The sequence below is a fragment of the Candidatus Eisenbacteria bacterium genome, from assembly GCA_030017955.1.
Lineage (GTDB): Bacteria > Eisenbacteria > RBG-16-71-46 > JASEGR01 > JASEGR01 > JASEGR01.
This window is the reverse complement of record JASEGR010000006.1, coordinates 11,724-36,224: the sequence shown is the minus strand read 5'-3', so window position 1 is coordinate 36,224 and position 24,501 is coordinate 11,724. Positions and strand designations below refer to the sequence as shown.

Annotated in this window: 22 protein-coding genes; 21 read left to right on the top strand and 1 reads right to left on the bottom strand. The window is 52.9% G+C overall.

All coding sequences use genetic code 11. The annotated features are described in order from the left end of the window. Positions 1 to 42 precede the first annotated feature (42 nt). The 3 genes from QME66_01715 (at position 43) to QME66_01705 (ending at position 7,621) form a co-directional block, all read left to right on the top strand. The gene (locus QME66_01715) at positions 43 to 2,523 is read left to right on the top strand and encodes a hypothetical protein (GenBank protein ID MDI6807683.1); all 2,481 of its coding nucleotides are present in this window, start codon (positions 43 to 45) and stop codon (positions 2,521 to 2,523) included. A 139-nt stretch (positions 2,524 to 2,662) separates the two neighbouring features. After that, positions 2,663 to 4,786 (top strand): CHASE2 domain-containing protein, encoded by a 2,124-nt coding sequence (locus tag QME66_01710; GenBank protein MDI6807682.1) that lies wholly within the window; start codon positions 2,663 to 2,665, stop codon positions 4,784 to 4,786. Between the two features lie 363 nt (positions 4,787 to 5,149). Next, a complete protein-coding gene (locus QME66_01705) occupies positions 5,150 to 7,621 on the top strand; it encodes a tetratricopeptide repeat protein (GenBank protein ID MDI6807681.1) in 2,472 nt (823 codons plus the stop codon). A 79-nt stretch (positions 7,622 to 7,700) separates the two neighbouring features. Here the strand turns inward: QME66_01705 and QME66_01700 are convergent, their stop codons facing one another. Then, a complete protein-coding gene (locus tag QME66_01700) occupies positions 7,701 to 8,633 on the bottom strand; it encodes a DMT family transporter (protein MDI6807680.1) in 933 nt (310 codons plus the stop codon). 280 nt (positions 8,634 to 8,913) lie between these two features. On the opposite strand from QME66_01700, the gene rfaE1 reads away from it, so the two are divergent. The 18 genes from rfaE1 to fabG all read left to right on the top strand — a co-directional run bounded on the left by rfaE1 (position 8,914) and on the right by fabG (position 24,412). Continuing rightward, the gene (gene rfaE1 / locus QME66_01695) at positions 8,914 to 9,933 is read left to right on the top strand and encodes a D-glycero-beta-D-manno-heptose-7-phosphate kinase (protein MDI6807679.1); all 1,020 of its coding nucleotides are present in this window, start codon (positions 8,914 to 8,916) and stop codon (positions 9,931 to 9,933) included. A 35-nt stretch (positions 9,934 to 9,968) separates the two neighbouring features. Next, complete coding sequence (rfaE2, locus tag QME66_01690) at positions 9,969 to 10,448, top strand: D-glycero-beta-D-manno-heptose 1-phosphate adenylyltransferase (GenBank protein ID MDI6807678.1); 480 nt, start codon at positions 9,969 to 9,971, stop codon at positions 10,446 to 10,448. Positions 10,449 to 10,884: 436 nt separating this feature from the next. Beyond that, positions 10,885 to 12,231, top strand: a complete 1,347-nt coding sequence (locus QME66_01685) for a cyclic 2,3-diphosphoglycerate synthase (GenBank protein MDI6807677.1) — start codon at positions 10,885 to 10,887, stop codon at positions 12,229 to 12,231. Further along, positions 12,228 to 13,370 (top strand): ADP-forming succinate--CoA ligase subunit beta, encoded by a 1,143-nt coding sequence (gene sucC / locus QME66_01680; GenBank protein ID MDI6807676.1) that lies wholly within the window; start codon positions 12,228 to 12,230, stop codon positions 13,368 to 13,370. Before QME66_01685 ends, sucC begins: the two co-directional genes overlap by 4 nt. After that, the gene (sucD, locus tag QME66_01675) at positions 13,367 to 14,254 is read left to right on the top strand and encodes a succinate--CoA ligase subunit alpha (GenBank protein ID MDI6807675.1); all 888 of its coding nucleotides are present in this window, start codon (positions 13,367 to 13,369) and stop codon (positions 14,252 to 14,254) included. The genes sucC and sucD overlap by 4 nt, the downstream gene beginning before the upstream one ends. A 50-nt stretch (positions 14,255 to 14,304) precedes the next feature. After that, positions 14,305 to 14,565, top strand: a complete 261-nt coding sequence (locus QME66_01670) for a 4Fe-4S binding protein (protein MDI6807674.1) — start codon at positions 14,305 to 14,307, stop codon at positions 14,563 to 14,565. 2 nt (positions 14,566 to 14,567) lie between these two features. After that, positions 14,568 to 15,692 (top strand): 2-oxoacid:acceptor oxidoreductase subunit alpha, encoded by a 1,125-nt coding sequence (locus QME66_01665; protein ID MDI6807673.1) that lies wholly within the window; start codon positions 14,568 to 14,570, stop codon positions 15,690 to 15,692. Positions 15,693 to 15,694: 2 nt separating this feature from the next. Beyond that, entirely contained in the window at positions 15,695 to 16,552 is an 858-nt protein-coding gene (locus tag QME66_01660) for a 2-oxoacid:ferredoxin oxidoreductase subunit beta (protein MDI6807672.1), read from the top strand. After that, the gene (locus tag QME66_01655; GenBank protein MDI6807671.1) at positions 16,542 to 17,153 is read left to right on the top strand and encodes a 2-oxoacid:acceptor oxidoreductase family protein; all 612 of its coding nucleotides are present in this window, start codon (positions 16,542 to 16,544) and stop codon (positions 17,151 to 17,153) included. The genes QME66_01660 and QME66_01655 overlap by 11 nt, the downstream gene beginning before the upstream one ends. Further along, positions 17,143 to 17,568, top strand: a complete 426-nt coding sequence (gene ndk, locus QME66_01650; protein ID MDI6807670.1) for a nucleoside-diphosphate kinase — start codon at positions 17,143 to 17,145, stop codon at positions 17,566 to 17,568. The genes QME66_01655 and ndk overlap by 11 nt, the downstream gene beginning before the upstream one ends. After that, a complete protein-coding gene (locus QME66_01645; protein ID MDI6807669.1) occupies positions 17,556 to 18,389 on the top strand; it encodes a sulfide/dihydroorotate dehydrogenase-like FAD/NAD-binding protein in 834 nt (277 codons plus the stop codon). Before ndk ends, QME66_01645 begins: the two co-directional genes overlap by 13 nt. Then, positions 18,390 to 19,853, top strand: coding sequence for an NADPH-dependent glutamate synthase (gene gltA / locus QME66_01640; GenBank protein ID MDI6807668.1), 1,464 nt, complete (start codon positions 18,390 to 18,392; stop codon positions 19,851 to 19,853). Between the two features lie 10 nt (positions 19,854 to 19,863). Beyond that, on the top strand, positions 19,864 to 20,409 hold the full coding sequence (locus QME66_01635) for a DUF177 domain-containing protein (GenBank protein ID MDI6807667.1): 546 nt from the start codon (positions 19,864 to 19,866) through the stop codon (positions 20,407 to 20,409). Beyond that, positions 20,396 to 20,578, top strand: a complete 183-nt coding sequence (gene rpmF, locus QME66_01630; protein ID MDI6807666.1) for a 50S ribosomal protein L32 — start codon at positions 20,396 to 20,398, stop codon at positions 20,576 to 20,578. The genes QME66_01635 and rpmF overlap by 14 nt, the downstream gene beginning before the upstream one ends. An 81-nt stretch (positions 20,579 to 20,659) precedes the next feature. Beyond that, on the top strand, positions 20,660 to 21,706 hold the full coding sequence (gene plsX, locus QME66_01625) for a phosphate acyltransferase PlsX (GenBank protein MDI6807665.1): 1,047 nt from the start codon (positions 20,660 to 20,662) through the stop codon (positions 21,704 to 21,706). Then, on the top strand, positions 21,693 to 22,682 hold the full coding sequence (locus tag QME66_01620) for a beta-ketoacyl-ACP synthase III (protein MDI6807664.1): 990 nt from the start codon (positions 21,693 to 21,695) through the stop codon (positions 22,680 to 22,682). The genes plsX and QME66_01620 overlap by 14 nt, the downstream gene beginning before the upstream one ends. Beyond that, positions 22,676 to 23,647 carry an ACP S-malonyltransferase gene (fabD, locus tag QME66_01615; GenBank protein ID MDI6807663.1) on the top strand — a complete coding sequence of 324 codons (972 nt, stop codon included), beginning with the start codon at positions 22,676 to 22,678 and terminating at the stop codon, positions 23,645 to 23,647. Before QME66_01620 ends, fabD begins: the two co-directional genes overlap by 7 nt. A gap of 21 nt (positions 23,648 to 23,668) precedes the next feature. Continuing rightward, positions 23,669 to 24,412, top strand: coding sequence for a 3-oxoacyl-[acyl-carrier-protein] reductase (fabG, locus tag QME66_01610; protein MDI6807662.1), 744 nt, complete (start codon positions 23,669 to 23,671; stop codon positions 24,410 to 24,412). The last annotated feature ends 89 nt before the right edge of the window (positions 24,413 to 24,501 follow it).

Genomic DNA, 24,501 nt, shown 5'->3' with positions numbered 1-24,501 from the left:
TCGCATACCGCCTCCGGACCGACTGAAAAGAGGAGACTCTGTTTGCGGAACCCAGGAAACAGACCAATCGCTAGGATAGCTTGCAGCGTAAGCATGCTCCGGTGCGTGCCTGCGCTGCTTCTCCTTGTTTCGCTCACGCTCGCGAGCACGGCCTCCCCGGACGAGGGAATCTCAATAAGAGGTGTGCCGGTTGTGAAATTGCTTCAGGGCGGGAAGGCTCGAATTGTCGCTGAAGTTGAGGCAGTTGGGGGAAAGATTAACGAGGTTGAGCTCTTCCATAGAATGGCAAATGACAAGGAATTCAGAAAGACGGCGATGAGGCCTCTCGGCGAACAGAAGTATGATGTAGTGGTTGATATGAAAGGGAGAGCCATAGAGTATTTTGTGGTTGCAACCGGCGAACAGGGCGGTTCGGCCAGCTTCCCCTCTGAAGAGCCATCGCTGAATCCGGCCGCGATCGATGCTGACGGAAGCTCGACGGGTGTGGAGATAGTCCCGCTGAGCCCGGAAGAGGGCTCAGGCGTTCTTGAGAGAATGCCGCTAATTGCATTCTCGTTTCTTGAAGACGGTAACAGCGTGGATGTTAAGACTGTCAGGATCAAATTGGACGGGAGGGACGTTACGAATGAGGCGAATGTCACCCGGTACATTCTCACATTCGTTCCCAGTAAGCCGCTCTCATTCGGCCCGCATACGATCTCAGTGACAGCATCAGACACGTCCGGGGTCGCACTGCCGGAGTTTGCTCTTGCATTTCAGACTGGCAAGACATCAGTTGCCGGGAGACTCCCTTCCATTACCGGAGATACCTACATCGACCTGAAAAGCGACGACATAACCGGACCGGGCGCATCGGTCAGGCAAGAGCCTGGCCAGACGAACATGTTCAGGGTTCGCGCCTCCGGGAAGTACTCTATCCTGAGATACTCGGGAAACGTTTTTCTGACCTCTGATGAGAAAAGTAACAAGCAGCCCAAACACAAATTTAAAGGAGAGCTCAAACTCCCTCACCTTGATTTCTATGCCGGCGATGTGACTCCGACATACTCCGAGCTGGTTCTCTGGGGAAAGAGGGTGAGGGGAACCCAAACCAATCTGAAGCTCGGCCCGGTCGGTATTTCATACGTTGAAGGAGAGACCAGGAGGAAGATTGAAGGAGAAGGGCAGCTTCTCACGGGCGTCGGCGGCGTGGACTCTGTGGTTGTCACAACTGCGGGAACTTTTAAGCAGAGGCTCCGCGGCCTGAGAACGTCAGTTTCGCGCGGAATGACTGTGTTTGGAGTCAACTTCGCCAAAGTTCAAGATAGACCTACTTCCATAAAGTTCGGAACGGATCCGAAAGAGAATATTGTCCTGGGTACCGACCTGGGTTTCTATTTCCTGGGAAAGAGAATTATCATGGAGGGAGAGGGAGCAGTCTCGTTCATCACGCTGGATACATCGCGCGGGGCGCTCACAAAGGCAGAAGCTGACACGACGTTTGACGTGAGTCTTCCTTTTGATCCTTCCGAGTATGAAAAGTATTTTGTAATAAACTCAAGCACGGTCCCTCTGGACCCGCGGGATCTTTCATCGTTAGCCTACGGGGTCAGACTGAGGGGAAACATAAAAAGGAATGTGTTCGATATTCTCTACAGATCCGTCGGCTCTGCATACTATTCCCTTGGCGCGACATCTCTTCAGAACGACAAGGCGGGAATGAAAGCAAGGGATCAGATTTCGTTCGGCGGAGGTCTTCTCACCGGCGGCATCACTTACGAGAGCTTCAGAGACAATCTATCAAAAGACAAGCAGGCGACCAAGTGGACAAAGTCGGTTTCTTTCTCACTCGGACTTGCACCCGGGAAAGGGAGTCTCACCAGACACGACAAAGCCATTTTCCCGATCGGCAACGTGGTTCGCTTTTCGAAGCCGGCTCTTGTTCTCCTTGAGGATCACCTGAACTCATTTACCTTCGCCTACAGAATCTATGATAGAGAAAACGACGCTCCGGATACCTTGGGCGGAGTGAATGATGTTACCACAAGCTATTCCCTGGGCTTCGACGTCACGGTGGCGCCTTTTAGGAAGCCGACCCGTTTGAGCGTTGTGGTGGCACCGTCGAGGAAGGATGACAAGGTAAATCCTGCTTCGGTTCTCAAGACAACCTCGGTTTCTCTTAATGTCCAGAATGATCTCACGCGCGGGCTTACCCTGCGGGCCGGCTACTCTCTGGACAAACAGAGTTTTCCGAACCAGAATACACTCTCGGTTGACTTCAAGAGTTACATGATCGGGGCGACCAGAAAAGTCTTCAGAGAGAGAATCGAAGTCTTTGCGCTTCTGAGGACACTCAGTGCAGAAGGTAATTCAAATGTATACAACTCCATGAGAACTTTCGTCGAAGGAGGCGCCAACTACCGCTTTTCAAGAGGTCCCCTCCTGGGCGTTGAAGTCGGGAGCGTGCGCTTCAATGACAAGGCAATTCCCTCAAACGATTACCGTGAGACGATATTCAGAGTGACGCTCAATCAGAATTTCTAGGCTGAGATGCTCTCCTGATCCAGACTTCAATGATGTTCCCAATCTTCGAGTCAGAGCTTTTGCGCTTTCGCCCCGTGGACGGTAAGCTTACGACCGCGCGACCGGCCGAGCTTTATGAACAAATGGAACAAGGGTCACTGTGAAGAAGAAGACTGCTGAGAAAAGAGTAAGATTTCTCAGTGTAACAAACCTTCTCATCTGCGTTGCGAGCACCTTCCTGGCGCTTTTCCTGAGCCACATTGATTTTTTTGACAACCTGGAACTCTTTTTCCTGAACAAGAGATTCGAGATAAGAGGTGCCGAAGATGCGGGAAATGAAATCATCATTATTGCAGTCGATGATACTTCGATTGAAGACCTGCCCTATTCATATCCCTGGCCGAGGAGCCTCTACGGGAGGGCAGTCACGAATCTTAAGGCGGCCGGCGCGAAGCTTGTGGTTTTCGACGTGGAATTCACCGAGGCCTCAAGCGAAGCAGAAGATCTTCTGTTTGCCAAGGCGCTGAGAGAGGCGGGGAATGTGATTCTCGCCGGGAGGAGCATCGACATAAGGGGCAAGGTGAAAGGGGTTGGGCTTCTGCCGCCGATCGAGCCTCTGCGACAAAGCGCGAAATCCTGGGGTCTTGTTGACAGCTACACGGATAGCGACGGATTCCTGAGGAGGTACGCCTTCTCAAGAACCATAACCGGAAAAATCTATCACTCGCTTGGTGTCGAAGCTCTGAGACAACTGTATGGTATTCCGGATTCACTGACGGCAAACACTCATTCGAAACTCAGGATTGGCAGGACGACAATACCTGCTTATGGAGACAACTTCTTTCTGATCAACTACGCCGGGCCTCCTCACTCCTTCAAGTACCAATCGCTGTCATCTGTTCTTGATGACTCGACCTTCACGTTGACGGGTGACGGGGACATGGACAGCTTTGAAGTGCTGAAAGAAGCGGGTGTTTTTCGGGACAAGATAGTTCTGATTGGCGTCAGCCTCCTGGAAGCTCATGATCTTGTTCTTACTCCGTTCTACAAGGGACGGGGAGGATCGAAGAGCTACATGCCCGGAGTAGAAATGCACGCCAACGCTCTGAGGACTGTCCTGGACGGCAAGTTCATCAGGGCCCCGGGCGGAGGCAAGGGGCTGGCTTACGTGCCCCTCTATCTGGCAATTTCTCTGCTGACAATATTCCTGACGCGCAGAACGAAAAAGCCGACTCTCGGGCTTCTGGTCCTTGTTGTCCTCTCCATGGGCGTCGGCGTGAGTGCGATTGTCTTGTTCTCCAAGAAGCTGATATGGGTGAATGTAATGGCTCCGGAGATTACGATATTCGCCGCGAATTGCTCGACAATCATCGAGATGTTTGTCGAAGAGCAGAAGGACAAGAGATTCATCAAGTCGGCATTCCAACATTATCTTCCAAAGACGGTGATGACCGAACTTTTCAAGAACCCTGAGCTTCTTGCCTTGGGAGGGGAGGAAAGGGAGATAAGCATCCTTTTTACGGATATTGCGGGCTTCACCACGATTTCTGAATCCTTGGGGCCCTCCGAGCTGAGCGCGAGGCTGAACGAATATCTCTCAAGAATGACGGATGTCATCTTCGAGTTTGACGGCACTCTCGACAAGTACCAGGGTGACGCAATCATGGCTGAATTCGGTGCTCCTATCCCGACTGACAAACACCCGCTCAATGCCTGCCGGTGTGCCTTGAAGATGAAGTCTGCCTTGAGAGAAATGTGCAGGGAGTGGGAGAATGCCGGGAAGATTCCGTTCCGGAACCGTACCGGCATCAATTCCGGAAGGGCAGTTGTCGGGAATATGGGTTCGAGTGTCCTTTTCGACTATACTGCGATAGGCGACTCAGTGAACCTGGCTTCACGCCTCGAGGGAGCAAACAAGGAATATGGAACAGACCTGCTGATCAGTGAGATGACATACTTGCGGGTGAAGGACGAAGTAGATGTGAGAGAGCTGGATGAAGTGAGGGTGAAGGGGAAAAAGCTGCCGATCAAGATTTACGAGCTTCTCGGAATGAAGGGAGAGCCTCTCGAAGACGGTTTTCGGGCTGCACTTGAGTTGTATGAGAAGGGGCTTGCGCTTTACCACCTTCGCAAGTGGAGCGAGGCAGTGTCCTTCTTCGAACAAGTGCTCAAGATTAGGCCGGCTGATGGTCCCTCGAAGACGTATCTCGCAAGATGCCTTTCGTTTGCCAAGAATCCGCCGCCCGACAACTGGGACGGAATCTTCGAGTTTGAGGTGAAGTAACGCCCAGAGCAGGCCGAGGCAAGTCTCTGGTCTGTCATGGGCTCAGGAATACTTCCCCCGTGAACTGGTGAAAAATCTTCAGGCTGGTTCTTTTCAGCCACCAGTCCTTATCAGCTGAAAGACAAATAGATTGTGAAGGGTATTCCGTTCCTGGCGGCGTCTTTTTCCGCTCGCTTTCTTTCTTTCTCCCGTGCCTGCGGCATCGTTGCCCCTGAGACATATCTAACCTGGGACTGCTAACTCTAAGCCAATGCAGAAGTTGCTTTGCCCCGAGCGGTCGCTCATCCGGCGGAGCACTTCGTGGCACGGGCATTGCTTTCCTCTCATGGGCAGGCTTCGAGGGAACTGCCTAAGGAGAAGAAAGTGAAAAGGAAAGACGCTGTCCCTGAAATTGACTTTTCGACCCTTGGAATCGACTGGGCATCCGGCCTTGAGGATGCACGCTACATCCTCCAACTCAAGCCGCCTTTTGTCGGAAGAGAAAAGGAGCTTCAGAGGCTGGAAGCTTGTCTTGATTCATGCGTGAAATGGTCAGGGAAAGTCGTTCTTATCTCGGGAGAACCTGGAGTCGGTAAGACTCGCCTCATGGAGGAATTCGCGAAGAGGGCTCTTTGGAAGGGCGTCGAGGTGCTCAAGACAAGTTCGATGTCCAGCTTGCATTCAGCGCCGTGCCAGCCGATTCTGCAGGTACTTCAGGACTACGCAAGAAAGAACTTCTCAAGATGTCTGGAACTGCCTTCTTTCCTCAGGGAACTACTCGAGTTCGGAACCAGGGCTGTTTGTCTGAACAATGCGCAAGAAAAGCCCGGTCTAGTGGGAGATGAGACGCGTTCTGAAAGAATGCTGCTCAGGATCATCGAATCCCTGAACTTCATCTCTGTCGAATCTCCGCTGCTTCTTGTGCTTGATGACATCCAGCTGGCAGACAGGACGACGGTTCAGTTCATAGAAAGATGCCCGACGCAGCTTTCCGGAAGCCGCGTGCTTCTCGTTCTCCTTAATTCAAGGGAAGAACTTGTGGCGCAGGGCCATATGCCCGCAAAAGAGAGCAAAGTCGCCGGCCTGTTAAGAGGAAACCCGAGCATCGAAGTGATTGAGCTTCAGAGGCTGGGCAGGCAGGAGACAAGAACACTTGTTCACAAGTACCTGGCGAAGTCAGACCTTTCGTCTGAGTTTCCCGACTATGTTTATGGGCGGACCGATGGGAACCCTCTGCTTGTCCAGGAGGAAATAAGAGGTCTTATAGGAGTGCAGAAGCTTTATGTCAGGGGTGGAGTCTGGTACAACCAACCGACAGAGGGAATGTATGATGTCATTGGAGAAGGTGTTACCGAACGGCTGAACCTCAGGCTTTCCAATCTGGCCAGCTCCCTGGATGAAGAGAAGAGGACAATTGTGAATCTTGCCTCCATCCTGGGATACAGTTTCCCTGCCGAGCTCCTTGAGAAAGCGCTTGGCGAGGAGAAAGCAAACCTTGTCATGATGATTGAGGAACTCTCAAGCGAGTTCAGATTTCTTTCTCTTGATGGTGAGAAGTTCACGTTCGCACACCCGCTTGTGCGTGAACGGATTCTTGAATCGTTGACGGGTGAAGAAAGAATAAGACTCAACAAGAAAGCCGCCGGTGCAGTCCAAAGAGCTCAGTCTCTCAGCGAAGACGAGAAGACCCATAGACTGGCGCATCACCTCTGGGATGCGGGCGAGAAACCGGAGGCTGTGCCGCATCTTCTTCGTTCTGCATCACTCCTCGCATCGGGCTCGGCCTACGCCGATGCGGTAAAACCTCTTGAAAGGGCCGGGGAGGTTCTCGGGAAAGGAAAGGAGGGCTCTGCTGAGATGCTCTCCGTGAAACTTCAGCTTGGAAGACTTCACGAACTTCTCGGAAACTGGGACCAGTCGCTTCAATACTGTGAGGAAGCCATGACGCTTGCCGGCCTTCTCAATGACCCTGTTTCGGAGAGCCAGGCACTTCTCACGACCGGGATGATAGAGAAGCAGAGGGGAGAGTCCGAATACGCCCGGAAGTGCTTCGAGACGGCTCTTTCGTTGGTGGGCGACAACGACCCTTCAGTCAAGGCCGTTGCATGCTACAGGATTGGGAGCCTCTTCCTCGAGCAGGGAAATTGGGACGGTTGCGAGAAGAGACTCAGGGAGGCCATGGAGTATGCGACGGCTTCAAAAGTCAGGGTGCTCGTTGGCAGAACCTACAACAGTCTGGGTGGGCTTGAGGTTTACAAGGGAAATATGGCAAAAGCCATTGAATGGCTGGAGAAATGCATTCCGATCTATGAGGAAGAAAACGATCTTTATGACTTGGCATCAACTCTGCATAACATAGCAACTGCGCACCTCGACCAGAAAAACTGGCGGGAAGCTCAAGTCTACTACAGTAAGAGTCTCTCCATATCAGACAGAATAGGAGTGTCCTGGATCAAGTGTTTCAGTTTCCTTGGGAGGGCAGCATGTGCCCTGGGTGTCAAGGATATCGACACCGCGGAAGAGTACGCCGCCAAGGCAGCCTATCTTTTACAAGTTCTGGAGATCGAGACTGGCTTCGGCGGATACGAGATTGTGATGGGCATGATTGAGAGAGAAAAAGGAAGGTGGGTGAAGGCCGAGGAGCATTTTGAGCGCGCTCTCCACGCATTCAGGAATGCGAAGAACAACATGGGTATTGCCGAGACCGAGTTTGAGATGGGCATTCTTTTCATGGTCAAAGGGGAAAAGACTAGGGCTTCCGGTTGGCTGAGAAGTGCTTGCTCCAAGTTTGAGCAGTTCTCGAACCGGAGAAAACTTGCTGAATGCAAGGAGAAGCTGGACGAACTGGAAAAATAGGAAAAATAGTGACAAAAAATAGTGACAGGCACCTATTTTTCCCTCTTTTGAAAATAGGTGCCTGTCACTATTTTCTTTATCACTCCTTATAAACCACCAGGAAAATCCCCACCAGGAAAATCCCCACCAGAATAAGCATTCCTCCCAAGTAAATCACCGGGCCTGGGATCTCGTGGAATAGAAGTGCCGCAAGAATGCTCGCGCCGATAGGTTCGCCCAGTGCTGCCACTGCTACCACGTACGCCCTAATGTGTTTCAGAGCCCAGTTGAAAAGGGTGTGACCGACTACCTGGGGAATGAGTGCCAGGAGGAAAATGTAAGCCCAGGTTTGGGCAGGGAATGGGCCGAGTCTGGTCCTTGTTACGAAACAGATTAGGCCGAGGATGAGGGCAGCGAACAGATAAACCGGGAAGACATAGGCCAGAAGCGGCATGCTCTTCCTGAGAGAGCGGCCTATCAAGAGATATCCGGAAACGAATGCCGCCCCTGACAAGGAGAGCAAGTCACCGAACAAAAGTCTCGCGCCGCCGGAGAAATCCCCCGCCCCGATGGCAACACTGCCGGCAATTGCGAAGGCCATTCCCCAGACAGACATCAAGGCTATCTTATCCTTCAGGATGAGGAATCCAAGTAGGGCAGCGAATACGGGTTGAGTTGCCAGAATTACTACCGAGCTCGCCACACTGGTGAAAGCCAGTGATGAAATCCATGCTGCGAAATGCAGGGCCAGGAAAAAACCGGATGCCAGGAGAATGAGCCAGTCCCGGCTCTTGAGAGAAATGAGGGTTGACCTTTCCTTGACAAGCGTTGGGACCAGCAGAAGGAGGGAGGCAAACATCATTCTGAAGAAGGCAATGGCGAGAGACGGGGCATCGGCCAGGCGGATGAGGGGCGCAGCCCAGGAAACGGCGCAGATGGCAATGAAGATGTCCAGATAGACTACGAGCGGCCAGGAGTTCAACCTGTCATTCCTCTCGGGAACTGTTTCAATGGCAAGGGATCCCCTCAGCAAAGTCAATCCAGCTGTGTATGATACTCAAGGAAAATAGGGACAGTCACCACTTTTCATCCAATTTTCCCCTTCCTTGAAAGATAGTGACTATCCTCGTTTTTCCCTTTCCGGGGGACGAGTACCCCGGGAATCTCATCAGGTTCGCTCCAACGCCATTCTGCAGAACCATGTCGGCTCACAACTATTCCGGAACCCCGTCCCCGTCGCGTAATCGGAGATGCCCCCCTCCGATACTCGCGAGTCGTTGACAGTTTTTTGCCCAGGTGATAAGGTCGCATCTGTGAACGAAAAGAGGTTGAAAGAACTGCTCAAGGGGATGAGGGGAAGGAGAATCCTTGTCCTCGGGGATATCATGCTTGATAAGTATCTCTGGGGAACTGTATGGAGAATCTCCCCGGAGGCACCCGTACCCGTCGTGGACGTTCTCTCGGAATCCTACCGGCTTGGCGGCGCCGGAAACGTCGCTCAAAATATCCGCTCTCTTGGCGGAAAGCCTTTTCTTGCAACTGTCATCGGGAATGATCTAAACGGAAGAATTCTCACTAAAGAGCTCGGCAGGCAGGGGATAAGCAGTTCCGGCATACTGGCTGAGAAGGGGCGGGTAACAACTCTCAAGACGAGAATCATCGCACATAATCAGCAGGTCGTAAGAGCCGACCAGGAAACACGTGAAGGACCGAAGGCCGAAGTCGCAAGGAAGCTTCTTTCCGGGATCCGCTCGGAGATCGGCAGGTTTGATGCCTGCGTGATTTCCGACTACGGGAAAGGAGTAATAACACCGTCTTTGTTGAAGAATTTTCTCTTGCTGGCTCGAAAAATGAGAGTTCCAGTTTTCGTTGACCCCAAGGAATCACATTTCCCAAGTTACAGAGGCGTGAGCCTGATCACGCCCAATCAGATAGAGGCAAGCACGGCGTTCGGGAAGAAGATAGTGGATGAAGCCTCGCTTCGCGAAGTCGGCTCCGGCCTGAGGAGGAGACTCGGATGCGAGGCAGTCCTCATCACGAGGGGAGATAAGGGGATGACCCTTTTTGAAAAGAACGGAAGCGTGACTCATTTCCCGACCGTTGCGAGACATGTTTATGACGTGACAGGAGCCGGCGACACGGTTGTCTCCGCGTTCGCGCTTGCTGTTTCCGCAGGAGGAGATTTCAGGGAAGCGGCTGAGATCTCAAATCATGCCGCCGGCCTCGTGATAAGAGAGCTCGGAACTGCGGCGACCACCCGTGAAGAGATTTACGCCTCCTTCCGGGAAGATCTGAATCCGGAGAATCTGAAAGGCACCGGCGGGAAAAAGTAGGATCCCGAAATGTTCCGGGCAGAAAAGAGAGAGTAATGGGCGAAGTGGTGACCAGAGACAGGTTGAGAGAGATTAGGGAACGGGCAAAACTCCATAGCAAGAAGGTCGTGTTCACAAACGGATGTTTTGACATTCTTCACAGGGGCCATATTGAGTATTTGAGAAAGGCTAGATCCCTGGGCGACATCCTCGTGATCGGCTTGAACACCGACAAGTCTGTGAGGGCAATAAAGGGAAAGGGAAGGCCCATCGTCCCGGAAGAAGACAGGGCTTTCTTACTTTGCGAGCTCAGGAGTGTCGACTACGTGTGTCTTTTTGATGAGGAAACTCCGGCACTTCTCATAGATTTTCTCACTCCGGATGTCCTTGTGAAAGGCGGCGACTACGCAATTGACGAGGTTGTAGGCAAGGACACCGTGGAAGCATCGGGCGGCGAGGTCGTGATCATCCCCGAGGTCAAAGGCAAATCAACCTCTTCGATTGTGGATATAATCTCGCGCCGGACATGCAGTTAAGCTGAGAACCCCCATCCCTGTCTCCATTTTCTTTCCAGGTTGTTGACAAAGGGTGGGCTTCATGGTAGCGTTTTTGTTCCCTGACACTTGGACTGGCTAAACATTGACTAGGACAAACGGGACAGCAATGTCCCGCTTGTCGTGACCGGCAGAGGTTACGAAGCACGATAGGCGGATTTTCTCACGTAGCGTAGTTCATGTGTAAGCTATTGGGGTAGGCAAAGGTAGGCCTATTCGCAAGGGGATAGAGGGGGCAATTCTGTCGCCGGATGCCCTTTTTTTGTGATTGGGATTCGCCAGGGGCTCCTGCTCAGGTGCTGTTTTGCACAAGGGGACGGCGGCGTGGCGACTTAATTCATCAAATCCCCTCACCTCAATCCTCTCCCCGTGGGGAGAGGTTGGCGAGGAGCGAGAATCCGGTGAAGAAATAGGGAGCATGGTCGTGGAGAGAAGAAAAGTCATCATCATGGGAGCAGGGGGAAGGGATTTCCACAATTTCAATCTCTTCTTCAAGGACAAGGAGCAGTACGAAGTCGTTGCGTTCACTGCGACCCAGATTCCCCACATTGACAAAAGGGTCTATCCGCCTTCTTTGTCGGGGGGATTCTATCCCCGCGGCATTCCGATTCACCCGGAGGAAGAACTTCCATCGCTTGTCAAGGATAACGGTGTCATGGAGGTCGTCTTTGCGTACAGCGATGTCTCTCACGAATACGTGATGCACAAGGCGTCGCTTATCTTATCGCTTGGCGCGTGCTTTTCAATCATAGGCACGTCTGAGACAATGCTTGAGAGCAAGGTCCCGGTCATATCGGTGCTTGCCGTGAGAACCGGATGCGGAAAAAGCGCGGTCACAAGAAGGGTGGCGGAGATTCTGAGGGAAGACGGCCACAAGGTGGTGGTTGTGCGTCATCCGATGCCGTACGGAGACCTTACCAAGCAGGGCGTTCAGCGGTTTGAGACATTTGAGGATCTCGACCGGCATAACTGTACGATTGAAGAGAGAGAGGAATACGAACCTCACATCGAGAAGGGAGTAGTGGTTTTCGCCGGAGTTGCCTACGGAGAAATCCTGAACGCAGCCTCGAAGGAGGCTGACTTTCTCTTGTGGGACGGTGGAAACAATGATTTGTCATTCTTCAAACCCTGGCTTCAGCTTGTTGTGGCAGACCCTCACAGGGCCGGACATGAGCTGAGATATCATGCAGGTGAAACCAGCGTTAGACTTGCTGATGTTGTTGTAATAAACAAGGTGGATACTGCGAAGGCAGAGGATATCTCCACCGTCAAAAAGAACGTGAGGTCCGTGAATCCGACCTGCATTTTCGTTGAGACCGAATCTCCGATTAGCGTTGATTCGCCTTCGCTCATCCAGGGGAAACGGGTTCTTGTTATCGAAGACGGACCGACTATTACTCATGGTGAAATGCCGTTTGGGGCAGGTTACATCGCAGCGAAGAACTTAGGGGCCAGCGAGATTGTAGATCCGAGGCCCTTCGCCAGGGGCGAGCTAAGAGAGGTCTTCAAGAAGTTTCCACACATCGGGCCTGTGCTTCCCGCCTTGGGGTACATTGCATCACAGATCAAGGATCTTGAGGAGACGGTGAACTCCTGTTCATGTGATTCTGTGCTCGTTGCCACACCCATTGACTTGAGAAGAATGATAAATGTCAAGAAACCGTCGGTAAGAGCAAGGTACGACGTCAGGGAGAAGGGAAAGCCGGACCTGAGAGAGGTGGTTCATGGTTTTGTCTCACGGATAAGGAGCGGAGTGAACAAATGAACATTCACGAGTATCAGGCAAAGGAGCTTTTCGCGAAGTCCGGTATTCCGGTGCCAAAAGGCGTTGTTGCTTCTTCGAAGGAAGAAGCGAAGAGCGCCGCCGCCAAGATCGGATTTCCGGTTGTGCTAAAAGCACAAGTGCTTGTCGGAGGAAGGGGCAAAGCAGGCGGAATAAAATTCGCGCGTACGCCTGATGAAGTCGGTGAGAATGCCGCGGCCATTCTGGGCATGCAGATCAAGGGCCTTCCGGTTAGGAAGCTTCTTGTTGCCGAAAGCCTGGACATCGCAAAGGAGTACTATCTCGGGATTCTTGTTGACAGGAGAAAAAGACTTCCGCTTGTGATGGCGAGCGCTGAAGGCGGGATCGAAATCGAGGAAGTTGCGAGGCGGACTCCGGAGAAGATTCTCAGACTTCATTTTGATCCGTGGAACGGGCTCCTTCAATTCCAGGCAAGGGAAATCGCTTTTGGAATTGAGAAGGACAAGAGTGTGGCTCTGAAGATAGCCTCTGTCGTCCCAAAGCTCTGGAGACTATTCCTTGAATGTGACGCATCTCTTGCGGAGATAAATCCTCTTGTGCTCACAAAGAGCGGCGACGTGATCGCACTTGATGCCAAGGTGAATCTTGACGACAACGCGCTCTTCAAGCATGGCGAGCTTGAGCTCCTGAGGGACAAGGACGGCGAAGACAAAAACGAGGCCGTTGCCAGGGAGAAGGGTTTGAGCTATGTCAAGCTTGACGGAAACGTGGGCTGTGTTGTAAATGGAGCCGGACTCGCAATGGCTACCATGGACCTCATAAAGCACTTCGGTGCGGAGCCCGCGAACTTCCTTGATATCGGCGGAAGCTCCAACCCTGACAAGGTAAAAGCGGCGATGGGAATTCTACTTTCGGACAAGAACGTGAAGGCAATCTTCTTCAACATCTTTGGAGGCATTACGAGGTGCGATGATGTTGCCCTGGGGCTCGTGGAATCGCTCAAGACGGTGAAGACTGATATCCCGATCGTGATAAGGCTGACCGGGACCAACGAGGACGCGGCGCGGAAGATTCTCTCGGAAAAGGGGCTTCGGTCAACAACGATTATGGATGAAGGAGTGAAGGACGTGGTGGCGAAAGCAAGGGGGGTGGCCTCTTGAGCATACTCGTCGGAAACAACACGAAACTCGTTGTGCAAGGAATAACAGGAAGAGACGGTTCTTTTCATGCGTTAAAGATGAAGGAGTACGGAACGAAAGTGGTTGCCGGAGTCACGCCGGGGAAAGGCGGGACATCGGTTCAGGACATCCCGGTTTTCGACTCTGTGGTGGAAGCAGTAAGGAAAACGGGAGCCAACACATCTTGCGTCTATGTCCCGGCTTCTTTTGCGCCCGATGCCATCTATGAGGCGTGCGGCGCCGGGATTGAGCTTATAGTATGCATCACGGAGGGAGTCCCAACGCTTGAAATGGTGAAGGCGGCGGAGTACATGAGCGAGCGCGGCATACGGTTGATAGGACCCAACTGCCCGGGAATAATTTCTCCCGGGAAGTGCAAAGTCGGAATCATGCCCGGCGAGATCCACTCCCCGGGGCCGGTAGGCGTAGTCTCCCGAAGCGGAACTCTGACGTATGAAGTAGTGAGCAATCTCACCCGGGCAGGAATCGGACAGACGACTTGTGTGGGAATCGGCGGGGACCCTGTCCCAGGGACGAATTTTGTGGATGTGCTGACCCTGTTTGAGAAAGATGACGAGACCAAGGCCATAGTTCTGATCGGTGAGATTGGCGGCTCCGACGAAGAAGATGCAGCCAGGTTCATCAAGGAAAAGCTGTCAAAGCCGGTCGTCGGGTTTGTCGCAGGTAAGACTGCTCCGCCTGGAAAAAGAATGGGGCATGCGGGGGCAATAGTCTCCGGAGGGTCGGGAACTGCCAAAGAGAAGCTTGAAGCTCTGAGGGCTGCGGGATGCAGAGTGGCAGAGACTCCTTCAGAGATAAACCCGCTTGTGAAAGAGGCACTTTCCAGAAAGGGTGGAAGGAAATAGCGATGGAGAAAGAGGACGTAGAAAAGGCGGGGTCTCTCCGTAGAGAGAGCATGGAACACCACGATGAAGACACCCACGCAAAAGAAGAGGGTGGATTCCTTGTCTTTGAAAACGGGAAGATAACAATAAGAATCTCGGAAACATGCTGCAAGAGCTGCGGGATATGCATAGAGTTCTGTCCGACAAAAGTGCTCGAGCCGCGAGACGATGGTTTCCCGGTCGTGGTTGCGATTTCGAAATGCAACGACTGTAAACTCTGCGAGCTCAGGTGTCCTGACTTTGCAATAACAGTAGAAAAGGTGGCGGACTGAAAATGAAACCAAAACTAATCCAGGGAAACGAAGCCTGTGTTGAGGGGGCGGTGAGGGCGGGTCTCACCTTCTTTGCCGGCTATCCGATCACTCCATCGTCTGAAATCGCAGAGTATGTTTCGGGCGTGCTGCCCAGACTAGGAGGGAAGTTCATTCAGATGGAGGATGAGATTGCCTCGGCCTCCGCCATCATTGGGGCCTCCATTGCCGGTGCGAAGGCCATGACCGCGACGAGCGGCCCGGGCTTCTCACTGATGCAGGAGACCATAGGGTACGCAGGGATGGCGGAGATTCCTTGCGTTTTCATCGATGTCCAGCGGGGCGGGCCGTCAACGGGACTTCCGACCCTTCCTTCTCAGGGCGATTTCATGCAGGTCATGTGGGGAAGCCATGGCGATCATCCGATTGCGGCCGTAGCGCCGTGGTCTGCGGCGGAAACCGTGGAGCTCATGGTAACCGCTTTCAATATCTCTGAAGAGTTCAGGATGCCGACAGTTGTCCTCCTTGATGAAGTCATAGGGCACGTGAGAGAAGGGGTTGACCTGTCGTTGTTTGACAATCTGCACGTTGTCGAGCGGATGAAACCAAAAGAGAAACCCGAAGACTATATCCCGTTCAGGAGAAGACCCGGCGAGATAACACCGCTTGCGAACTTCGGAGAAGGCTACAGATACCACATTACTGGACTCACTCATGACGAGAGGGGATTCTCAACCCTCAAACCTAACGAGATTGATGCCAACATAAGAGCGCTTGTCTCGAAAATGGACATGGTCTCGAAGAAGTACGCGTCTTCCTACAGTTTCCTTATGGATGATGCGGATTTCGTCGTCTTTGCATATGGCTGCAGCGCAAGAGTGGCAAAGAGAGCGGTCACACTTGCGAGGCAAAAGGGGATAAAGGCCGGCCTCTTGAGGCCGAGACTTGTCTGGCCTTTCCCTGAACATGAGCTCAGGAACCTCGGTTCGCACGTGAGAGAGATACTTGTGCCCGAGCTCAACATGGGACAAGCTGTAAGAGAGGTTGAGAGGGCAGTAGCGGGAAAGACAAAGGTGACCAGACTTTCCAAAGTCGACGGTGAACTTTTCGATCCGGAAGAGATTCTGGAGGCGATAACGAAAGGTTAAATATGCCAGTAGCCCCGGTTACAAAAGTTGTGACAGGTTACCTAAGGCCTCACAAGAGATTTCCCAGCGTGTGGTGCGCTGGGTGCGGTGTGGGGATAGTCATGGGAGCCTTTCTGAGAGCGGTGAACAGTCTTGGAATAGACAGAAACAAGATCGTCGTCGTCTCCGGAATCGGCTGCACGTCAAGAATGCCGGTCTATCTTGACTTCTGCGGACTTCATACCACGCACGGAAGAGCGATTGCATTTGCCACAGGAATAAAGTTCGCAAAGCCCGAGCTTACCGTCGTCGTAATCATGGGTGACGGGGATGCCATCGCCATCGGTGGAAACCATTTCATTCACGCAGCCAGAAGAAACATAGATTTGACGGCGATTGTTGTGAATAATGAGACATACGGTATGACCGGAGGACAGTACTCTCCTACGACGCCGCAGGGTTCTTCCGGAAGCACTGCCCGTCACGGAAACATTGAGCCACCTTTTGATATCTGCGACCTTGCAAGGGCATCCGGCGCAACTTACGTGGCGAGAGAAGCTGTCTACAATGCGAGAAGACTGGAGACATTGATTGCAGGAGGAATCAAGAAGCGAGGATTCTCTCTCATAGAGGCCGTATCCAACTGCTACACCGTGTACGGAAGATACAACGATTTCAAGTCTCAGATTGATATGCTCCGGTGGCAGAAAGAGCATGCAGTTCCCATTCAGAGCTGGCAGAAGCTTCCACCGGAAGAGAAGAACAGCAAGTTTTCCACCGGCGTTCTTTTCCAAAAGGATGCGCCGGAATACGTGGATGAGTACGACAAACTCATTGAGAGACTCGGGGGAAAGACCGGAGGGGCAAAAAGTGAATCCTAAGCAGACAGGAATAGATTCTCACCCGGGCAGGAATTCTGGTTCTCTGCCCGCAGGTTCAGAGGTGGCTGTCAGATTGAGCGGTGAGGGCGGCCAGGGACTTATATTGGCAGGGGTCATCCTGGCCGAGGCGGCGTTCGTCTTCGACGGCAAAATGGTTGCCCAGACTGAGAATTACGGGCCTGAGGCAAGGGGCGGGAAGAGCGCATCGGACGTGATAATCTCGTCTGAGGAAATCGACACGCCGAAAGTCACATTCCTGGACTTCCTTCTCTGCCTAACGCCAGAGTCGCTAAAGAGCTATTTGCCGCGTGTGAAGAAGAACGGGACTGTTATCGCTGACACAACGACAATAAAGGAATTTCCCGAGGCAACCCAAAGAATAGTGAAGATACCTCTCAAGAGACTTACGAGAGAAAGGCTTGGGACCGAAGTTGCAACGAATGTCGTTTCCCTTGGGGTGTTGAGAGAAGTCACCGGAATTGTATCAAGAGATGCTCTTCTCAAGGCCGTTGAGGGGCGCGTTCCAAAGAAGAGCCTCGATCTCAACAGGCGCGCGCTGGAGCTTGGATCTGAGCTTGGAAGGGAAGTCTGTGGGGGTTGAGAGGACACTCCTCATAATCAAACCTGACGCAGTCGAGAGGAACCTTATCGGTCAGATTCTCTCCTCTGTGGAAAGCGGCGGTTTCTCCATTCTGAGCATGTCAATGCTGAGGCTCAGTGAGCCGGATGCGAGAAGGTTCTACAAGGTGCATGAGGGAAAACCGTTCATCGATAGTCTTGTGAAGTATATGTCAAGCGGGCCGTGTGTTGTCTGCGTGCTGGAGGGAAACGGGGCGGTGGAGAAATTGAGAAAGCTCGTGGGTTCGACGGATCCCAGCCAGGCATCTCCGGGAACAATCAGGGAGAGGTTTGGAGTCGACAAGCAGAGAAACTCGGTCCATGCATCTGATTCGAGCGGTACGGCAAGCGAAGAGATTGAGTTCTTCTCCGGGAGGGTTGAAACTTGTTTGAGATAGTTGAGAAAAAAGACCTGCATGAGACAATCTGCCTCATCAAGGTGACGGCAGGGCTGATTGCATCGAAGGCGCTTCCGGGACAGTTCGTTCTCATCAGAATTGACGAGAAGGGAGAGAGAATCCCTCTCACGATCGTTGACGCTCGTGACGGGCTTCTGACCCTGATCTTTCAGAAAGTGGGGAAGACCACGGTGCACCTTGGGACGCTCTCGAAGGGAGATTCGCTTGCCGACGTTGTCGGGCCGCTCGGGAAGCCTTCCGAGATAAAGAAATACGGAACTGTGGTCTGCATCGGCGGAGGGATAGGGATAGCGGAGGAATATCCTGTTGCCAGGGCTTTCAAGGAGGCGGGCAACTACTGCATCTCGATCATTGGAGCAAGGACGAAGTCCCTGCTCATCCTGGAAGATGAGATGAGAGCTGCAAGTGATGAGCTCTTGATAACGACTGATGACGGTTCGTACGGCGTTAAGGGACTCGTGATAGATGAACTCAGAAAGATAATCGACCGGGGGAAGCCAATTTCCCTCGTGATGGCAGTCGGACCTGTAGTCATGATGAAGGCTGTGGCTGAGGTCACAAGGCCGTACGGCATAAAGACGCTGGTCAGCCTCAACTCAATCATGGTGGATGGGACCGGCATGTGCGGGGCCTGCAGGGTGAGCGTTGGCGGTAAAACCAAGTTTGCCTGTGTGGACGGCCCGGATTTCGACGCCCATGAGGTTGATTTCGACCTCATGATCGGACGGCTCAAAATGTACCTTGCAGATGAGAAACGTTCTCTTGAAGAGTTTACGAAGAAACAGGCGGTTCACAGCTAGATGAACTCCGACAAGCCCAAGAAGAAACTTATTCTTGAGAGACAGAAGATGTCGAGGCAGGACCCCTTGCTCAGGTCGAAGAATTTCAAGGAAGTCGCTCTCGGTTACACTGATGAAGAGGCGGTGGTCGAAGCGGTGAGGTGTATAGACTGTAAGAAGCCGCTTTGCATTGATGGCTGTCCCGTTGAGATCGACATTCCCGGTTTCATACGGCTCATACAGCAGAGAGACTTTCTCGGATCAGCCAGGAAGCTCAAAGAGAAGAACAGCCTTCCCGCGATTTGTGGAAGGGTATGCCCGCAGGAGGACCAATGTGAGAAAGTCTGCTTAGTCGGAAGAAAAGGCGATCCGATAGCCATCGGGAGGCTGGAAAGGTTTGCGGCTGATTACGAGAGAAGAATCGGAAATGTGGAAGTTCCGAAGTTGCCTGCTCCGAGCGGAAAGAGAGTTGCTGTGGTGGGCTCGGGTCCTGCAGGCCTTACAATTGCCAGTGACCTTGCCAAGATGGGGCATGATGTGACCATCTTCGAAGCACTCCATAGTATAGGCGGGGTACTGAGGTATGGAATTCCCGAGTTCAGGCTGCCAAAGGCAGTTCTTGAGGCCGAGGTGGACTATTTGAGAAAGCTCGGCGTCAAGATTGAGAAGAGCTTTGTGGTGGGAAGACTGAGACTCCTGGATGAGTTCCTGATGGACGGTTTTGATGCTGTCTTCGTCGGGACAGGTGCCGGGCTCCCTTATTTCATGGGTGTCCCGGGAGAGAATCTGAACGGCGTCTACTCTGCCAACGAGTTCCTTACGCGGGTGAACTTGATGAAGGCGTACCTCTTCCCGGACTACGATACGCCGGTAGTGGTCGGGAAGAAGGTTGCGGTTATCGGCGCGGGCAATACTGCCATGGATGCCGCCAGGTGTGCTCTCCGGCTGGGAGCCGAATCCCATATCATTTACAGAAGGTCCAGAGAAGAGGCCCCCGCGAGAAAAGAAGAGGTTGAGAATGCCCAGGAAGAGGGTGTACAATTTCATTTCCTTGCCGCACCCGTTGACGTGCTTGGAACCCCGGACGGGTGGGTGCGCGCGCTCCGCCTCATCAGGATGGAACTTGGCGAGCCGGACGACAGCGGAAGAAGAAGACCTGTCCCCGTGAAGGGATCTGAGACCGAGTTTGACGTTCAGACAGTGGTAGTGGCTGTAGGCCAGGGGCCGAACCCGCTTGTTCCATCGACCACTGAGAAACTTGAGGTGAACAAGAAGGGCTGCATTGTTGCTGACCCCGCCACAGGTGAGACAACAAAGAAGGGCGTTTTTGCCGGTGGAGACATTGTAACCGGCGGCGCCACCGTTATCCTGGCCATGGGGGCTGCAAGAAAAGCCGCGCGGGCCATAGACAAGTACCTGGAGGGTGAGTTTGAAGGGAAGTACTGGTCCCCGACGGCGTCATCAAGCTCAGCCCTGGAACAATGAGGGCCGCCCGGTGACTATCCATATTGCAGACCTGCACGAAGGGTTGAACACGCTGGAGATTGAGGACAGTCAAGCAGGCCTTGGCATAGAGCATTCGATTGCCAATTTCGCCGGACCTCTGAGACTTAAAGTTTCCCTTGTCAAGACTGGTGAGGAAGTGGTAATTGATGGTACTATATCAGGCGAGCTGCTTGATGAGTGCTCACGGTGCCTCGCGGAGCTGAGAAGGCCCCTCAGTGTGGCTCTCCATATCTTCGGCCTGGTCAAGAAACCATCGGTTTCCGGCCTTGAGCTTGATGAAGCGCAGCCCGACAGGTATACTGCTTTTCATGATGGGAAGACTATAGATATCGGCGATCAGATACGGGAGAGCATATTGCTTTCGCTGCCGATCAAGAGGCTCTGCAGACCGGATTGCAGGGGAATATGCCCGAAGTGTGGCGCTGATTTGAACAACGAACCTTGCAGATGTGCAAAGCCTGAGACTGATGAAAGATGGAGACCGTTAGAAAAGTTTCTGCGTAGAGAAGGAGGAGAACTGGATGGCGCTTCCTAAGAGAAGACATTCCAAGACGAGAAGAGATAAGAGAAGAACTCACTGGAAACTTACCCCTCCGACGCTTTCAGCCTGTTCACACTGCGGACAGCCAAAGCTTCCTCACAGGGTCTGCCCGAACTGCGGCTACTATAATGATGAAGTTGTGGTTTTCGGAAAAGAGACCTGACTCCGGGCGATAGTCTAACGCGGATGCAGCCCGGGAAATGCGCCGGAATCCAATCGGATTTAGCAAGAGGGCTTTCGAGCTATGGATCCTGATCAGAGTGAGATAAGCATACCCAGGATTGGAGTCGATGCCATGGGGGGCGATAGTGGTCCTCGTGTGGTAGTCCAGGGCGTCATCCAGGCTCTGGCACAGGGGAACGGAAGGTTCGAGTCCGTCCTTCTTGGCGACAAGAATCTCATAGAGAAGGAGATCGCATCGTTCGGGGAGAAGCCGAACCGCTTCAGGATCATTCATGCGCCGGAACAGATTGAAATGGGTGAGTCTGCTATTGCCGCATTCAAGACAAAGAAGGCTTCTTCAATTGTAGTTGGCGCAAACATGCAGAAAGAAGGGGAGCTTGATGCGCTCGTTAGCGCGGGAAACACTGGCGCGGTTGTGGCAACGACCTTGCTTTGTCTTGGGAGACTCGAGAATGCCTTGAGGCCGGCAATAGCGGCTTTTTTCCCAAACAAAATGGGAGGGTGCATCGTTCTCGACGTTGGTGCGAATTCAGACTGCAAGCCCGCCCATCTCCTTCAGTTTGCGGTAATGGGCAGGACATATGCGAAGTTCATTTTGGACAGACCTGAACCGAGAATCGGCCTTCTCAACATAGGTGAAGAGAGTTCGAAAGGAAACGAGCTGGCTCAGAACACCCACAAGCTCCTGGCTCATAGCGGTCTTAATTTTGTTGGAAACATCGAGGGAACGGATATTTTCGGGGGCGGCGCAGATGTAGTGGTCTGCGACGGGTTCACTGGAAACGTCGTGTTGAAAGTTGCTGAGAGCGTCGAAGGCCTCTTGAGCTCTGCCATCAGCGAGCAGGTAGCCAAGAGCGTTATTGCCAGGCTGGGCTCTGCACTCCTCAAGCCGGCTTTCAGGCGTTTTCGGCAGCAGCTAGACTATGCCGAATACGGCGGAGCGCCTCTTCTCGGAGTGAACGGGGTCTGCATAATAGGACATGGACGTTCCTCTGCAAAAGCGATAATGAATGCTATCAAGGTAGCCGCAAGAGTAGTTGAAAACAGAGTAAACGATCATATCCGAAAGGAACTTAAGGTCTTCGGAGGGACAGGTGAAGGCTTTTAGGAATGCGAAAATAGCAGGAACCGGCTCGTATGCGCCTCCAAAGGTCCTCACGAATCAGGATCTGGAGAAAATGGTGGATACGACTGATGAATGGATTGTTACGAGAACAGGAATCAGGGAGAGAAGGATTGCGGACGATAAGACTGCCTCATCGGACATGGCTTTCGCGGCTTCTCGCGAAGCACTTGATGATGCGGGAATGAAGCCCGAGGAGATCGACCGCATAATTGTCGGGACAATAACACCGGACAGGCTTTTTCCCTCGGCGGCATGCACCCTTCAGGAGCTTCTCGGCGCTTCCAAGGCCTGTGCATTTGACATAAGCGCTGCTTGCTCCGGGTTCATCTATGGACTCTCGATAGGAAGAGTGATGATTGCAGCCGGAGAAGCTGAAACGATCCTCGTTGTGGGCGTCGAGACACTTTCAAAGATCACAGACTGGAATGACAGGAACACATGTGTCCTTTTCGGCGACGGTGCGGGAGCTGCTGTTCTCAGGCCCTGCGGAGACGATGCCGGCATACTCTCTATCTGCCTCGGAAGTGACGGGACTCTTGGTTCCCTTCTTGAGCTGCCTGCAGGGGGATCCAGAATTCCTGCATCCAAGGAAAGCGTCGAGAATGGACTTCACTTCCTCAAGATGAAGGGGAATGAAGTCTTCAAGAGTGCGGTGCGCGCCATGGGTGATATAGCTGAGGAAGCCATAGCTAAGGCCGGCATTTCTGCAGACGAAATCTCGCTCTTGATACCGCACCAGGCGAACCTCAGGATCATTCAGGCGACTGCAAAAAGGCTTGGCATTCCGATGGACAAGGTTCTTGTCACCCTTGAGAAATACGGAAACACCTCTGCTGCCTCAATTCCCATGGCCCTAAATGAGGCCAGGAAGAGCGGCAGGGTGAAAAAGGGAGACCTCATCGTGCTGGCTGCATTTGGAGGAGGGTTCACCTGGGGAGGGTGTGTCATAAGATGCTAGGCGAAACAGGAAGCGAAAAGCTGGCTTTTCTCTTTCCCGGCCAAGGGTCGCAATACGTCGGAATGGGAAAGACGCTCTATGACACTTTCCGCAGTGTCCGGGAGCTTTACGACAAGGCAAACGACATTCTGAACTTTGACATAGCGAAACTCTCGTTTGAAGGGCCTGAGGAGGAGCTGAGGAAGACGGTAAACACCCAGCCGGCAATTCTGATTCACTCAATTGCCGTGAGCCAGCTTCTCTTCGATGCGGAAATCCGTCCTGCGTTGGCCGCAGGTCACAGCTTGGGCGAATACTCGGCGCTTGTCTGCGCAGGTGCGATGAGTTTTGAGGACGGCCTTCTCCTTGTGAGACGAAGAGGAGAGCTGATGTTTGAGGCCGGTCTTGAGCGGCCCGGAGGAATGGCCGCAATCCTCGGCATGCCGGTTAGAGAGATCGAGCTTCTCTGCGGCGAGGCAAGAGGGGATGGAGTTCTTTCTCTTGCGAATCTTAACTCTCCGAGCCAGGTGGTTCTCTCCGGGGATATCCCCGCAGTTGAGAGAGCAGTGGTTCTCGCCAAGGAGAGGGGAGCCAAGAAAGCCGTGCAGCTGGAAGTGAGCGGTGCCTTCCATTCCGAACTGATGGAGTCCGCCGCGGCCGGGCTCAGAGAAGCACTATTACAGTTCAAAATCAGGAAAGCTTCTTTCCCCGTGATTGCGAACTGCTCGGCGGCCGAGGTTGTCATGCCCGAGGAAATAAGGAGCTCCCTTGGAGAGCAGCTTCTTTCTCCCGTCAGATGGGAAGAATCCATGAGGAGTATGGCCGGCGAAGGAGTTAAGGTGTTCGTCGAGGCAGGTCCCGGGACAGTGCTCAAGGGGCTCATGAGGTCGATCGACCGGTCTGCCGAGGTATATTCGACGGACACTCCCGATTCATTATCTCAAACACTAGATAAAGTTAAGACGTTTGTCTCAAGTAAAATGTGATGACTGTCATAGGTCTTTCCTATGAGCGGAATTGAGAGAAAAACGGTCATAGTGACGGGCGGTGCCCAGGGAATCGGTAAGGCAATCTGCCTTTCGTTTGCCGGCGAAGGTGCGAATGTGGTCGTTGCCGACATGAATGGGGAAGAGGGGCAGAGGACAGCGGATGAGATCAAGAAGATAGGGACTGGAGGTCATTTCTGTAAAGTTGACGTATCCCGTTCGGAAGAGAGTGAAGGGCTGGCTGAGGAAGCAGAGCGCACTTTCTCGCCGGTCCACATCCTCGTCAACAATGCCGGCGTGACGAGAGATTCGCTCCTCCTCAGGATGAGCGAGTCGGACTGGGACCTGGTGATAAACGTGAATCTGAAGGGAACGTTCAATTGTACAAGGGCGGTGTTGAAGCAGATGGCCAGGCAGAGATACGGAAGAATAGTGAACATCACGTCCGTAGTCGGAATGAGGGGAAATGCGGGCCAGGCGAACTATTCTGCTTCAAAGGCAGGAATAATCGGGTTCACGAAATCTGTGGCCAAGGAGGTGGCCTCAAGAGGAATCACGGTAAACGCGATCGCGCCCGGTTTTATTGATACTCCGATGACTCAAGCTCTTTCAGAAAAGGCCAGGGAGGACCTGTTTAGACTGATTCCGGGAGGACAGGCCGGAGCCCCGCAGGACGTGGCAAATGCCGTCCTCTTTTTTGCATCGAATGAAGCCTCATACATAACAGGCCAGGTATTGAATGTTGACGGCGGATGGGCCATGTAATACTATGCCTGCCCTAAGAAGAACTTACCGGCAATGGAGAATAGGGGCCTGTCGTGTCCCTGATCAGGCCCACCGCAATACGATCAGTT